Consider the following 13,464-nt stretch of genomic DNA (forward strand, 5'->3'; position numbering starts at 1 on the left):
TGCTTATTCTATGTGGTAATTTCTATATTTATCAGGCACCTTAGCCCTATAAATAGAATTTATTCTGGAACTCAATGTGAGTGATAAACAAGTCGTCGAAGCCAAAAATATTATTGCGGTGATCCTGGCAGCTGGAGAATCGAGTCGTTTCGGTTCGCCTAAACAGCTGGCTGATTGGCACGGGAAACCCTTGTTGCAACATGTGTTTGATACGGTGTCTCAGGTCTTCCCAAAAACCTGGGTGATGCTGGGCGCTAATTACAAAGAAATTAACAGTGTGCTTTCTTTTGGTGTTGCAAAGGTTTTACATGAGAGTGCATGGCAAGAGGGAATGGGAAAGGTCATTGCTAGCGCAGCATCATCTGCAGAGAGCGAAGCCCTGCTGACAGATGAAAACGTGGATGGCCTGTTGTTCTTGCTTGGGGATCAGCCCTTAATAGAAACAAGTGACTTGCGCAAATACTGTACTTTAGTTAATGAGCAAGCGAATGAAATAATTTGTGCAGGATATCAAGAAGAGGACAAGGAGCTTAGTCTTGGAGTGCCCGCATACTTTCCTTGGTCGTATTTGCCTCAGCTAAAAGGCTTGGCTGTACCGGGAAATCAGGGCGGCGCGAAAGGCATAATCTTGCGCAACAAAACGACGCCTGTTTACCTCGGCGGGCGAGTTCAGGATGTTGATACTGAAAGTGACCTGGAGCGCTTACGCTTGGCAGTCACTTCAGTATGCTGATTCAAGTGCTTAGCCAAACAGTCCTGCAGTAACAGCAATACCGACTGCGAATACACCTATGCTGGCCGCCAGCGCCATGCCATAAAACTTATTGGAAGCAGCTCGGTTTTGCCTGATATAGGTTTCAATTGTTTGTGCTGCGACGTCTTCTGCAGTTTCGCGCGTGATTTCATGAGCTTGTTTTATTGCGTCACCCTGTAAGCGTTGCCAAAACTCAGTGTCCATAGATTGGCTAGAGCTAAGGTGCTCTTTTAATTCTTCAATTTGTACAGGGTCTAAGCCTGTATGAGCTTTGCTATCCAGAAGCTCTTGCTTAAATTCAGTGAGTTGGTTTCCTAAAAACAGACTTACTTCTGCAGCAACTTCCTCTTTAATGGACTCAGTTTTCTTATTAATTTCGTTGACGTATTCATCCATGATGCCTTTTAAGTGATCCTGCTGCTCTTGCTTTGAATCACTCAGGATGCGTTTGACATGATCGTATTGCTCGTCGAATAGACTGGATAGGAGCTCGTGAAGGCGGTTGTTAACATTCGCTTTTACGGCTGATCGAGCGACTTGTTCAATGATATCAGACGAAGCTTCGACACTCGGCGCTGCGGCAGGTTTGTCTTGAAGTTCGTCCGGAAGCTCAGTTTTGCTGATTTTACCAAGTTGAGCCTGTTCCTGATCACTAAGAGAGATAGAAATCGCAGGTTTGGGTAGCGTGTTATTAGCTATGTCGCTAGTGAGCTTTTCAATAAGCTCTACCACTTGCTGAGACTCAGCAGGTTTGGTTAGCACACCATAAATACCAAAGTTACGTGCATCTTCAGAGAATTCATCTGACTTTTTTGAGGTGCACATAATAATGGGAATCTCTGATGTCTCAGGATTCATTTTTATTTCTTTGGTAGCGTCAACGCCGTTCATACCCGGCATGAGCTGATCCATAAAAATAACGTCAGGATTATTGTTGGACGCCAAATATGATAAGGCTTCTTCGCCGGAGTTAACCATATCGACTTTAAGGCTGATTTTCTCTAAAAGCTTACTCAATGCAAACCTGGCGACCTTGGAGTCATCTACCAATAAAGCGCTTTTAATTGTCATCATATACCTCGTTAATCTCTATTCAAATTCGTACTTTAAAATTCTGTATGGACGTGTCGTAGCTGGCCGTTTGTGTCTAATTGCAAACGTTGATTACCAGCCTTCTAGCTTAGGACACTCCGTTGCTCGATAACTCTTTTGCCGGTAACACACGCCAGGCTCGCTGGATCTGGCAGTAAACACTTCGCCTTCTGCTGTGGTTAGCGTTGCCTTGCCAAATGGCTTTCCATCTTTAAATGTGCCGGTGATCTTACTTCCATTAGGGTTTAGGATCTCTCCCTTACCGTGATAGAGGCCATCAATAAATTGTCCGACATACTTTTTACCGTTCGCATAGGTTTCGACACCCTTGCCGTGGAACATACCGTTAGAGAATGAACCTTCGTAGTGTCCGCCATCCGGGTAGGTTAGGGAACCGTTACCGTGGAATAAATTGTCTGAGAAGCCGCCAACATATAGTAGGCCCCCCTTGGTTGTAAGAGAGCCTTGCCCATTGAGCACGCCATCAATCCAGAAACCTGTATAGATGTCACCGGTAGCTTTGGTTAGGGTTCCTTCACCATTAAACTCATTTTCATCAAGCTCACCAATGTAGGTATCGCCGTCTGTGGTGGTGAGGGTGCCGCGGCCTTGCATATTGCCTTCAAACCACTCTCCCTGGTATTTCATTCCGTTGGCATATCGGACAGAGCCGATGCCATGAAAGTTGCCATTAACGAAGGAGCCGTTGTATTCAAAGCTGCCTTCTTGAATGTAGCTTCCTTCGCCTGTCTTGATATCGTTTGCCCACATACCATTTTGGTAATCAACTTTAGTAAATTGCTGAAGCTGAGCTTTTAGTGTTTTGGTGCTTCCGCGTCGTATATCAACGCTTGATAACCAGCTCTGATAACCTTCTTTAGCAACTTCGATGTTGTAATTACCAGGTGTTAGCTGCATTTCCAGTTTAGTTGGGCCATAAGGTTTACCGTTTACCAATACGGTATCGTCGGTAACGTTTGAGCGCACAATCAAAGTGCCGGTAATGACAGGTTTGGGCTCGGGCTGTTCTGTGTTTTTGTAGGTGATTACTTCGGGCTTCTTCGTTTCAGAGATAATAACTTCTCTTATGGGCGGGGTAGGGGCCGGAGCTTCAACTTCATCTGCGAAAATTGCTTCTTCAGAAAACGCAAGGTCTTCAGTTCTTTTTAGCGAGTCAAGCACTTGTTTGCTCATTTCACTAAGCTCAATATATTCAGCTTCTTTTGTTGTTTCTTGAGGAGCCGGTGTGCCCGCACTTACCGGTACGTCAGGCTCGGATTCGATAGAAGTTTTAGCTTTTACAATGTCTGCTTCATTATTTGCCGGCCCTGTGCCCGCAATGATTAACAGCAAAATCATTAAGAAATTTATAAAAAGAAGAGGTCTAAGATCGACCATTTATATACTACCCTTAAGAAATAGGAGCTGAGTTGCTCCGCCACATTTCCGTTTACTAACGTGTAAAATATGTACTCTGGATTAATCGTTGCTTGAGTATTGAAGGCGCATCGCTTACGTTATGTCTAGAGTGTAGACTCAAATAGAAAAAAATGCTTAGAAATAAGATGTAAATGTAAGATAAGTCACAGAATATTCGATTCTGGGCTAAACTGCTTTCTGCTTGTAAAAGTGCAGTTGAGTGCTCAATAGAGCGTTTGGGTTATTGTCCTAAAAGTATAATCATTCAGTAGTATTAATATAAGGTATTAACGATATATGGCTAACATGCAGCATAAAGATTTCAAACTGATCCGCTCTCAAAGCATTGATGCTTTGCATGTGACAGCCGAAGAGTATGAGCACTTGGGGACGGGTGCCAGGCACCTGCATTTTGCGACCACTAATACCGAAAACGTATTTTTGGTAGGTCTAAAAACAGTTCCGACTGACAACTCTGGCGTCGCACATATTCTTGAGCATACGGCACTGTGTGGTAGCGAGAAATATCCGGTTCGTGACCCCTTCTTTATGATGATCCGCCGATCCTTAAATACTTTTATGAATGCCTTTACCAGTAGTGACTGGACGGCTTACCCTTTTGCAAGTAAAAACAAGAAAGATTTTAATAATCTTCTCGAAGTGTATCTCGATGCAGTTTTCTTCTCTCGACTCGACGAGATGGATTTTCTACAAGAGGGGCATCGACTTGAGTTTGAAAAAGCAGATGATGCCAATAGCGATCTGAGTTACAAGGGTGTTGTTTATAATGAAATGAAGGGAGCGATGAGCTCACCGGTTAGTCAACTATGGCAGACATTAACGCGCCATTTGTATCCGACTACTACCTATCACTTTAATAGTGGTGGAGATCCTGAGCATATCACCGGTTTAAGTTATGATGACTTAAAAGGCTTTTACAAAAAGCACTATCATCCAAGTAATGCTGTGTTTCTGACCTTTGGCGATATTCCAGCTTATGAGCACCATTGTCACTTTCAGGGTTACGCTTTATCCAGATTCTCTAAAGAAGATCACCGAATCAGAATCAACGATGAGCAACGCTATTGTGCACCGATTCGGATTCAGGAAAATTACCCCGTTGAAAAAGATGAGCCGACCGAACATAAGACGCACATTGTTGTCTCATGGTTGTTAGGTTACAGCTTTGATTTGGAACAAAACCTCGAAGCACATCTATTGGCTGATGTGTTGTTTGAGAACAGTGCTGCACCATTGCAGCGAGCATTAGAGGCTTCAAAGCTAGGGCATGCGCCATCACCCTTGTGTGGTTTGGAAGACTCTAACCGAGAAATGGCTTTTGCGTGTGGTTTAGAGGGAAGTGAACCGGGTAAAGAGGAAGAGCTAGAAGCAGAAATCTTCGCTGTGTTAGAGAAAGTTGCCCAAGAAGGTGTTGCTAAAGAACGTTTGGATGCGGTATTGCATCAGCTTGAGTTAAGTCAGCGAGAAATTGCGGGAGACAGTTACCCTTACGGTTTGCAGTTGATACTCGGCGCATTGCCTTCGATGTTGCACGGTGGCGACCCGGTCGCATTGCTAGACCTTGAGCCGGTGATTGAAAAGTTAAGAGAGCGCGTTAAAGACCCTGAATATTTCAAATCTTTGGTGAAAAAGCACTTATTGGATAACTCACACCGAGTCACTTTATCTCTTCGTCCGGATACTTCTTACGATGAGGTCAGAACAGCTCTGCTAACGAAGCAACTAGCTGAAATTAAGCAGAATCTGAACGAGGAAGAGAAGCAAAAGGTCATAGATCAGGCGGAAGCCTTGAAGCAGCGTCAGATCATGAAAGATGATGAATCGATCTTGCCTAAGGTTGGCATTCCAGACGTGCCCCTGCATTTACACTTCCCCAAAGGCGAACCAGCCAAAGTTTCGGATAATATTACTTGTTACCACCAAGGCACAAATGGCTTGGTCTATCAGCAGATTATTATTGATATGCCTGAGCTTAGCGAAGACTTGCAAGCACTCTTGCCGATTTATACTGCCGTGGTTACCGCTCTAGGTGCGGGCGAGAGCAGTTACCTGGAAATGCAGAATAAGCAGTCTGCTTTAACTGGTGGCCTGGGAGCGTACAGCTCCGTTAAGGGCGAAATTGACGACGTTCAAGATATCAAAGGAGTATTGGTATTTTCAGGGAAGGCGCTTAGTCGAAACTACGTCGCTTTGACAGAGATGCTTAAGGAAACGCTCGACAACGTTCGTTTCGATGAGCATGAACGTCTTCGCGAACTGGTGGCTCAGATGCGAGCGCGTCGTGAGCAAGGTGTAACCAGTAGCGGTCATGCCTTGGCGATGGGAGTTGCCTCTAGCAGAATGAGCCCTGGCTCGTACCTCGCTTATCAGCTAGGGGGAATGCAAGGCATTAAAGCCTTGAAGGCTTTAGATGAATCGCTATCAACTGAAAGTGGCGATATCGATAGTAAAGCCTTATCCAGCTTGGCTGAAGGTTTGGAAAGTATTCATAAGGCAGTTTTAGCACAGCCTCGTCAGTTCTTACTGGTCTCGGAGTCGGAAGTCTCTGATGAAATTGCAGGCTTTATTCATCAGTCCTATAAAGACTTTGAACCTGCTGCGAATAGTCATTTTTCTTTAACAGAGAGACGTGAAACCGTAAAAGAAGCTTGGCTAACGTCCACGCAAGTCAACTTCTGTGCCAAGGCTTATCCTACTGTCGCTGTCGGTCATGATGATGCACCAGCCTTGTCTGTATTGGGAGGCTTTTTAAGAAATGGCTATTTACATAGGACGATCAGAGAGCAAGGTGGTGCCTATGGCGGTGGTGCAGGGCAGGACTCAGGTTCGGCATCCTTCAGGTTTTTCTCTTATCGTGATCCTCGTCTAAGTGAAACACTTGATGACTTCGACGCTTCATTAGAATGGCTGCATATCGAGGAGCATGATGGAGAAGAGTTAGAGCAGGCTATTTTGGGAGTTGTATCGCAAATAGATAAACCAAGATCGCCAGCTGGTGAAGCAAAGGGTGATTACCATAACTTGTTGTTTGGTCGAACCCAGGAGCATCGCGAAGCATTTAGGGCGAAAGTTTTGTCGGTCACAATTGATGATCTGCAGCGTGTTGCCAAGACTTACCTGCAGCCAGACTTAGCGAGTGTTGCGGTGATTAGCCAGCAAAGTCAGCGAGATGCGCTTGAAGGACTGGGTTTAGAGATTAAAGAACTCTAAACGCTAAAAGCAGAAAAGTGCTAAACAGGTACTGCTAGCGTTATGGCTAGCAGCGTCGCTCAATACCCGATTGCACCATGATGCGGGTAGCAATTTCTTCAACCGAGTAATGTGTCGTATTCAAAAAGGGAATCCTTTCTCTGCGATACATTAGCTCAACCTCTTCAACTTCATAATTACATTGCTTTGCTGAAGAGTAACGCGAGTTAGCGCGTCGTTCATGGCGAATGGCGGCAAGCCTGTCAGGCTCAATAGTCAGGCCAAAAATCTTGTTTCTATGGGGGCGTAAAGAGGCGGGCAGCTTTTGGTCTTCGATATCTTCTTCGGTAATTGGATAGTTGGCCGCCTTAATGCCGTACTGCATTGCAAGATAGAGACAAGTAGGGGTTTTGCCACTGCGCGATACGCCGGTCAATATCACATCCGCTTGGTCATAGAGTTTGGTGCGAGCACCGTCGTCATTGTCGAGTGCGTAGTTAATAGCCTCTATTCTTTGGTCATAGCGGGTATTTTTAGTAATGCGTGTTCTACCTACCTGATAAGAAGAGCGAACGCCGAGCTCTTGTTCCAGCGGCCCTAGAAAAGCGGCGAAAATATCAATCATCAAGCTATTACTCTTTTTGATGATCTTTCTGATGCCATCATCAACGATGGTGTCGAAAATAATAGCTTTCGCGCCATTTAACTCCGCCGCAGCATTAATTTTCTCGACCGTTTCGAGGGCTTTTTCAATGCTATCAACGTAAGGAAGCGTGACTTTCTCGAATTCATGCTCTTCAAATCGTGTTAATAAACTGACGCCTAACGCTTCTGAGGTGATACCTGTGCCGTCTGAAATGAAAAAAGCAGTACGCTGATTACCCATAAAAAACCTTATTTTGAAGCCGAGGATTGATTCAAATAAGTTAGCATAAAGTGTTACAATTCACACCTGCTCGCGTTAGGTAAAGCGCATAATTATCAGTATTTCGCTAATGTACAGGAGAATAAGCCTTGCAGGACTACATTATTTGGTTTGATGAACTGGGTATGAACGATGTTGATCGAGTGGGGGGAAAGAATGCTTCACTCGGCGAGATGATCAGTCATCTATCTTCTGTAGGGGTAAGGGTGCCGGGCGGTTTTGCTACAACGGCTCAGGCATATTGGGACTTTCTATCAGAGAACGGCTTAAGTGAGCGTATCAATGCAGAGCTTGCTTCACTCGATGTAAAAGACGTTACAGCCTTGGCAGAAAGTGGTGCCAAAATTCGTGGCTGGGTGATGGAGGCTCCGTTTCAAGAGGCTCTCAATAGGGCGCTTGAAGATGCTTTCAAAAAGCTACAAGACGGAAATCAAAACTTGGCCGTTGCAGTTCGTTCTTCCGCCACTGCCGAAGATTTGCCTGAGGCTTCTTTTGCTGGTCAGCAAGAAACCTTCTTGAATGTTACCGGAATCGAACAAGTTAAAGCTCTGGTTAAAGAAGTTTTTGCTTCGCTTTATAACGATAGAGCGATCTCTTATCGTGTTCACCATGAGTTTGAGCATAGTGAAGTCGCATTGTCCGCTGGTATTCAAAAGATGGTGCGCAGTGAGACGGCGAGCTCCGGTGTTATGTTTACCCTCGATACCGAATCCGGCTTTAGAGATGTGGTGTTTATCACTTCCTCATATGGCTTGGGTGAAACTGTCGTGCAGGGTGCAGTGAACCCAGACGAATTTTATGTACATAAGCCCACTTATGAAGCTGGTCGCCCAGCAATTCTCAAGCGTAACTTGGGTAGCAAAGCGATCAAGATGGTCTATAGCCAGGATGATAGTGACTCACTGGTTGAAACCGTCAAGGTTGATATGGCACAGCGCAAACAGTTCTCACTGAGTGATGAAGAGCTCAATGAGCTGACCAAGCAAGCGCTGATTATCGAGAAACACTATGATCGCCCGATGGATATCGAGTGGGCAAAAGATGGTGATGACGGTGAGTTGTATATTGTTCAGGCGCGCCCTGAAACGGTTAAGAGTCGTTCTAGTACTGCTATTCTAGAACGCTACTTAATGAAAGAGACCGGAACCGTTGTCGTAGAAGGGCGCAGTATCGGTCACAAGATCGGTAGTGGCGCAGTGAAAGTCGTTGATGATATTGCTGACATGGATCAGGTTCAGGACGGTGATGTACTCGTTACAGACATGACTGATCCGGATTGGGAGCCGGTAATGAAGCGTGCTTCAGCTATCGTGACAGATCGTGGTGGCCGTACTTGCCATGCTGCGATTATTGCGCGTGAGCTCGGGATTCCTGCTGTTGTTGGTTGTGGTGATGCCAGTGATGTATTGCGCGATGGGCAAGAAGTAACCGTCTCTTGTGCAGAAGGTGATACCGGATTTATCTATGAAGGCTTACTCGACTTTGAGTTGAAAGAAAACTCTGTCGATTCGATGCCTGATATGGATTTGAAAATTATGATGAATGTCGGAAACCCTGATAGGGCTTTCGACTTCAGGGCACTGCCAAATGAAGGTGTTGGTCTGGCTCGTCTAGAGTTTATTATCAACCGAATGATTGGTGTGCACCCTAAGGCCTTGCTGAACTTTGACACCTTGCCGCCTGACCTTAAGCAAACAGTCGAGCAGCGTATCAGTGGATATGCCTCTCCGGTTGATTTCTATATCGATAAGCTGGTTGAAGGTATTTCGACACTGGCTGCGGCGTTCTACCCAAAACGTGTGATTGTTCGTTTGTCAGACTTTAAGTCTAACGAATACGCCAACCTTATCGGTGGCACATTATATGAACCAGACGAAGAAAACCCGATGCTCGGCTTCCGTGGTGCATCGCGCTATATTTCTGAAACCTTCCGTGACTGTTTCTATTTAGAATGTGAAGCGCTTAAGCGTGTACGCGATGTAATGGGCCTGACCAATGTTGAAGTTATGGTGCCTTTTGTCAGAACAGTTGGCGAGGCCAAGCACGTGGTAGAATTACTGGCCGAGAAAGGCCTAAAGCGTGGTGAGAACGACCTGAAAGTCATTATGATGTGTGAGCTGCCTGCAAATGCTATTTTGGCAGATCAGTTCCTGGAGCACTTCGATGGTTTCTCAATTGGTTCCAATGATTTAACTCAGTTAACACTCGGTATCGATAGAGATTCTGGAATCATTGCTCACTTGTTTGATGAACGTAACGAGGCGATTAAAGCACTACTGGAAAATGCTATTAGCGCTTGCAAGCGAGCAAACAAATACGTTGGTATTTGTGGGCAAGGCCCCTCAGACCATCCTGACTTAGCGCGTTGGTTAATGGAGCAGGATATCGATAGTATTTCACTAAATCCCGATTCGGTGCTTGATACCTGGTTCTATCTAGCTGATAACAGCTAAAGTCCTGATCAGAGTATTGTTGTTTATGCTACCAGTGCTTCGAAATGCACTCATACTGATTGGCGGGTTGCTGCTTGTCAGTATGAGGGTGTTTGCAGGTCAAGGCCTTAATGATGAAGGAGCCTCGAATGTGGAGCCTAAGAAAACTCTGCGTTTGGCAGGCCCGCCTTGGGAGCCGTTTCTGTATGAACAGCAGCCGCGCAAAGGATTGGCAACAGAGATTGTAATAGAAGCTTTCGAGCGTGCAGGCTACTCCGTTGAAGTCTCAATTAAGCCTTGGCGAAGAGTATTAGCAGAAGCCGAAAAAGGCATGGTTGATGTATTGATCGGCTTATGGTTTAACGAGCAAAGAGCGAGCAATTTTCTTTATTCCGACCCTTACTATGTTAATCAAATTAGCTTTATTTCTGATCAGAGCGAAGTGATTTCATATCAGAAATTGGATGATCTAAAAGGTTTAAAAATAGGAGTAAGAAAGGGGGCGAGTTTTGGTCATAATTTCGACAATGCTGCAGGGCTGAATAAAACCCCAATGGTAAACGCCTTAAGCATGTTAAAGATGCTGGCACTGGGGCGGATAGATATCGGCATTGGTGATCATTTGATTTTGAGTCGCTTGATGCAGAAAAATAAGATGCTTAACGAACAGCTTAAATTTGTAGAGCCCGCTTATACTGAGCGTGAGCTTCACATGGCGATTGTTAAGTCTTTAGCTGATCATCAGGCAATTGTCTCTGCATTTAATCATCACTTGCGAAAGATGAAGCAGCAGGGAAGAGTTAAAGAAATTATTAAGACCTACAGCCCTTAAACTCTTTACCACTCCCCCGTATTCGTCATTGATACCCAAGGCTCTTCAGGTGCAAGGTTATCGCCCTTTTGTAGAAGTTCGATTGATATGCCATCGGGTGAACGAATAAAGGCCATGTAGCCGTCTCTCGGAGGCCGGTTGATCGTTAATCCTTGTGACTGTAGTTTTTCACATAGCTCATAGATATTGTCGACAGAAAAAGCCAGGTGCCCGAAATTCCTACCGCCGGTGTAGTCTTCAGTGTCCCAATTGTATGTTAGTTCCAGGCAAGGGGCTTTGATAATTCTCGCTTCATCAGCATCGTCCGGTGCCGCAAGAAATACTAGTGTGAATCGGCCTTTCTCGCTGTCTTTGCGACTAATCTCAACGAGCCCTAGTTTATTGCAATAGAAGTCCAGAGAGGCTTCTAGGTCCTTGACACGAACCATAGTATGTAGGTATTTCATTTTTTAACTCCCGGCCTTTAAGTATCTGGTCTTAATCAAGTAAATCTGCAACATGCTCAGGGATCTCACGTGGTTCGCGGAAAATATCACTGACATGCACACCGTAAGTGCCCCGTTTTCGGTCTTCGAAAAACGTCTTCAAACTGCGTTTAACTGTTGGGAAAGCGATTTCATCCCAGGGGATATCTTGTTCGTCGAAGAGTTTTACTTCTAGGCTTTCTTGACCTGCAGCGTAGCTCTCCTGTTTTAGTTCAGCGAGAAAAAAGATATGTACCTGATCAATCTGCGGGACGCTGATCATAGTAAATAAGCCTTTTAGGTTTACCTTCGCTTCTGCTTCTTCCCAGGTCTCACGCATAGCGGCTTCTTCTGTCGTTTCCTGGTTTTCCATAAAACCCGCTGGCAGAGTCCAATAGCCTAAACGGGGTTCGATGGCGCGCTTGCATAATAATACCTTATCGCCCCAAGTGGGAATGGTGCCGGCAACAATATTCGGGTTCTGGTAATGGATATGTTCACAGCCTAAGCAGACGTAACGCTGTCGGTTATCATCTTCAGGAATCTTTTTCTCAACATCGTCGCCACAATGACTGCAGAATTTCATAGGTTTCTCACCAGTGATTTTTATTGAGGGGGCAGTATGCTAAAGTTTGGCTTAGTAAACAACTTGAGATCTTTATCTGAGTGAGCTTTTTTACTAGATCTGTCAACGAGCTCCTTATTCGCCACTTAAGTTTTGGAACCTCTAATCCCCAATGCAAATAATTAATTTACTGAGAGCGCGAATCGAGCAGCATCAGCCAAAAAATATTGTCGAAGAGTTACCCGAGGCAGGTATTCTAGTTCCCTTAACCCGCGAACCAGAGCCTCAGATTATTTTCACGCGCCGGGCGCAACATATGAATACACATAAAGGGCAGGTAGCCTTTCCGGGGGGGAAGTATGATGAGGAAGATACAACACTTGTTAATACTGCACTTCGAGAGTGTCATGAAGAGATTGGCGTCCACCCTGAACAAGTTGAGCTGCTAGGGCCTTTGAGTCAGGTGATATCCCTGCACGGTATTCGTGTTTCGCCTTTTGTCGGCCTGGTGGAGCCAGAGATAGAATTAAAGCCAAATCTAGATGAACTAGACAGTATTTTCAAAGTGCCGGTGAGTTTCTTTTTAAATGAAGAACCCGTGCGTCGTGATAGAATGACCTACAAAGGTCTGGCATTCTCTGTGCCAAGCTATGATTACCACCATCAGGGCGAGCGTTATGAAATTTGGGGCTTGTCTGCCGTGGTGCTTGTTGAACTGATGAATATTGCATTTGATGCGAACATAACAATTTTTGACGGTGAAGGTAAATGATCTACTCCTTGGGAAGCAAAAAACCAAAATTTATTGGTGACGCAGCGTTTGTTGCGCCAAACGCATCATTAATTGGCGATATCGAAGTCCATGAGGGTGCTAGCATCTGGTTTAATGTGGTGATTCGTGCGGATAACGATAAAGTTATCATTGGTGAAAATAGCAATATTCAAGACGGTTCTGTTCTTCATATTGACCCGGGCTTTCCCTTACAAATAGAGAAAAATGTGACGATTGGCCACAAGGTCATGTTGCACGGTTGCCATATCGGAGAGAATTCCTTGATTGGTATTAATGCCGTTGTACTGAATGGCGCGAAAATTGGTAAGAATTGTTTGATTGGCGCGAACGCCTTGATACCTGAAAATATGGTCGTGCCGGATGGCTCGATGGTGCTGGGTAGTCCTGGCAAGGTGAAACGTGCTTTAAGTGAGCAGGAGATTCAAATGCTCAGTCTAAGTGCAGCGCACTATGTTCAAAACGGTCAGCGCTATGAATCAGGGTTGATTCTGGAGGACTAAGTGTTTGCCTGTTAAGATCGACGTTTCACATTTTATGTTTTTATTAGAAAGTAGTTGCCGAATAGTCGTTAGCGAAGAGTAGTTGTATGCCAGAAGAAATGAATGAAGTCCCGTCTCCATGTGTCAGTATTTGTGCACTTGATGTAAATGATGTCTGTGTGGGTTGTCACCGCACGGGTGACGAAATATCCCGCTGGTGGGGCATGGACAATACTGAAAAGAAAAAAATACTAGAGCTCGCTAAAGAGCGCGAACAGAAATCCTATATCTAGATTTATCCTAACAACTGACAACAGGTTTATCAAAATGACTAGCATTGGCACGCCCTTATCGCCTACGGCAACAAAGGTATTATTTTGCGGCTCTGGTGAGCTGGGCAAAGAAGTGGTTATCGAATTACAGCGCTTTGGTGTCGAAGTGATTGCTGTGGACAGGTATGCCAATGCACCGGCGATGCAAGTCGCACATCGCAGTTACG

At 45.1% G+C, this 13,464-nt stretch carries 12 protein-coding genes and 1 pseudogene; 8 read left to right on the plus strand and 5 right to left on the minus strand.

Annotation, left to right across the window (positions count from 1 at the left end):
- Positions 1 to 76: 76 nt before the first annotated feature.
- Positions 77 to 733: a nucleotidyltransferase family protein gene (locus A3763_RS00520; RefSeq protein WP_068512482.1), complete on the plus strand. Its 657-nt coding sequence runs from the start codon at positions 77 to 79 to the stop codon at positions 731 to 733.
- A 9-nt stretch (positions 734 to 742) separates the two neighbouring features.
- Here the strand turns inward: A3763_RS00520 and A3763_RS00525 are convergent, their stop codons facing one another.
- Complete coding sequence (locus A3763_RS00525; RefSeq protein ID WP_231872053.1) at positions 743 to 1,828, minus strand: response regulator; 1,086 nt, start codon at positions 1,826 to 1,828, stop codon at positions 743 to 745.
- Between the two features lie 90 nt (positions 1,829 to 1,918).
- A complete protein-coding gene (locus A3763_RS00530) occupies positions 1,919 to 3,244 on the minus strand; it encodes a PEGA domain-containing protein (protein ID WP_068512485.1) in 1,326 nt (441 codons plus the stop codon).
- Between the two features lie 318 nt (positions 3,245 to 3,562).
- On the opposite strand from A3763_RS00530, the gene A3763_RS00535 reads away from it, so the two are divergent.
- Complete coding sequence (locus tag A3763_RS00535; RefSeq protein ID WP_068512488.1) at positions 3,563 to 6,496, plus strand: insulinase family protein; 2,934 nt, start codon at positions 3,563 to 3,565, stop codon at positions 6,494 to 6,496.
- 46 nt (positions 6,497 to 6,542) lie between these two features.
- Here the strand turns inward: A3763_RS00535 and A3763_RS00540 are convergent, their stop codons facing one another.
- Entirely contained in the window at positions 6,543 to 7,361 is an 819-nt protein-coding gene (locus A3763_RS00540) for a pyruvate, water dikinase regulatory protein (RefSeq protein WP_068507784.1), read from the minus strand.
- A 164-nt stretch (positions 7,362 to 7,525) separates the two neighbouring features.
- Here A3763_RS00540 and ppsA point away from each other — a divergent pair, with 164 nt between their 5' ends.
- Both ppsA and A3763_RS00550 read left to right on the plus strand, forming a co-directional pair.
- Positions 7,526 to 9,853: a phosphoenolpyruvate synthase gene (gene ppsA, locus A3763_RS00545; RefSeq protein WP_369808144.1), complete on the plus strand. Its 2,328-nt coding sequence runs from the start codon at positions 7,526 to 7,528 to the stop codon at positions 9,851 to 9,853.
- 25 nt (positions 9,854 to 9,878) lie between these two features.
- Positions 9,879 to 10,664: an ABC transporter substrate-binding protein gene (locus A3763_RS00550; protein ID WP_068512492.1), complete on the plus strand. Its 786-nt coding sequence runs from the start codon at positions 9,879 to 9,881 to the stop codon at positions 10,662 to 10,664.
- A 5-nt stretch (positions 10,665 to 10,669) separates the two neighbouring features.
- Here the strand turns inward: A3763_RS00550 and gloA are convergent, their stop codons facing one another.
- A complete protein-coding gene (gene gloA, locus A3763_RS00555) occupies positions 10,670 to 11,110 on the minus strand; it encodes a lactoylglutathione lyase (protein WP_068514816.1) in 441 nt (146 codons plus the stop codon).
- Positions 11,111 to 11,141: 31 nt separating this feature from the next.
- Positions 11,142 to 11,714: an NUDIX hydrolase gene (locus A3763_RS00560; protein ID WP_068512534.1), complete on the minus strand. Its 573-nt coding sequence runs from the start codon at positions 11,712 to 11,714 to the stop codon at positions 11,142 to 11,144.
- Positions 11,715 to 11,865: 151 nt separating this feature from the next.
- Here A3763_RS00560 and A3763_RS00565 point away from each other — a divergent pair, with 151 nt between their 5' ends.
- The 4 genes and pseudogenes from A3763_RS00565 to purT all read left to right on the plus strand — a co-directional run.
- Complete coding sequence (locus A3763_RS00565) at positions 11,866 to 12,465, plus strand: CoA pyrophosphatase (protein ID WP_231872054.1); 600 nt, start codon at positions 11,866 to 11,868, stop codon at positions 12,463 to 12,465.
- Positions 12,462 to 12,986, plus strand: coding sequence for a gamma carbonic anhydrase family protein (locus A3763_RS00570; RefSeq protein WP_068514819.1), 525 nt, complete (start codon positions 12,462 to 12,464; stop codon positions 12,984 to 12,986). Before A3763_RS00565 ends, A3763_RS00570 begins: the two co-directional genes overlap by 4 nt.
- An 86-nt stretch (positions 12,987 to 13,072) precedes the next feature.
- Positions 13,073 to 13,258 carry a DUF1289 domain-containing protein gene (locus tag A3763_RS00575; protein WP_197470208.1) on the plus strand — a complete coding sequence of 62 codons (186 nt, stop codon included), beginning with the start codon at positions 13,073 to 13,075 and terminating at the stop codon, positions 13,256 to 13,258.
- Positions 13,259 to 13,292: 34 nt separating this feature from the next.
- Positions 13,293 to 13,464 (plus strand): annotated as a pseudogene (gene purT / locus A3763_RS27250) (phosphoribosylglycinamide formyltransferase 2); the annotation flags it as partial.

It is taken from the genome of Oleiphilus sp. HI0128 (assembly GCF_001635365.1).

Bases quoted from the DNA above. Each gene is read 5' to 3' on its own strand.
- A3763_RS00525 (WP_231872053.1), bottom strand. From the start codon at position 1,828: ATGATGACAATTAAAAGCGCTTTATTGGTAGATGACTCCAAGGTCGCC.
- A3763_RS00530 (WP_068512485.1), bottom strand. From the start codon at position 3,244: ATGGTCGATCTTAGACCTCTTCTTTTTATAAATTTCTTAATGATTTTG.
- A3763_RS00535 (WP_068512488.1), top strand. From the start codon at position 3,563: ATGGCTAACATGCAGCATAAAGATTTCAAACTGATCCGCTCTCAAAGC.
- A3763_RS00540 (WP_068507784.1), bottom strand. From the start codon at position 7,361: ATGGGTAATCAGCGTACTGCTTTTTTCATTTCAGACGGCACAGGTATC.
- ppsA (WP_369808144.1), top strand. From the start codon at position 7,526: ATGAACGATGTTGATCGAGTGGGGGGAAAGAATGCTTCACTCGGCGAG.
- A3763_RS00550 (WP_068512492.1), top strand. From the start codon at position 9,879: ATGCTACCAGTGCTTCGAAATGCACTCATACTGATTGGCGGGTTGCTG.
- gloA (WP_068514816.1), bottom strand. From the start codon at position 11,110: ATGAAATACCTACATACTATGGTTCGTGTCAAGGACCTAGAAGCCTCT.
- A3763_RS00560 (WP_068512534.1), bottom strand. From the start codon at position 11,714: ATGAAATTCTGCAGTCATTGTGGCGACGATGTTGAGAAAAAGATTCCT.
- A3763_RS00565 (WP_231872054.1), top strand. From the start codon at position 11,866: ATGCAAATAATTAATTTACTGAGAGCGCGAATCGAGCAGCATCAGCCA.
- A3763_RS00570 (WP_068514819.1), top strand. From the start codon at position 12,462: ATGATCTACTCCTTGGGAAGCAAAAAACCAAAATTTATTGGTGACGCA.
- A3763_RS00575 (WP_197470208.1), top strand. From the start codon at position 13,073: ATGCCAGAAGAAATGAATGAAGTCCCGTCTCCATGTGTCAGTATTTGT.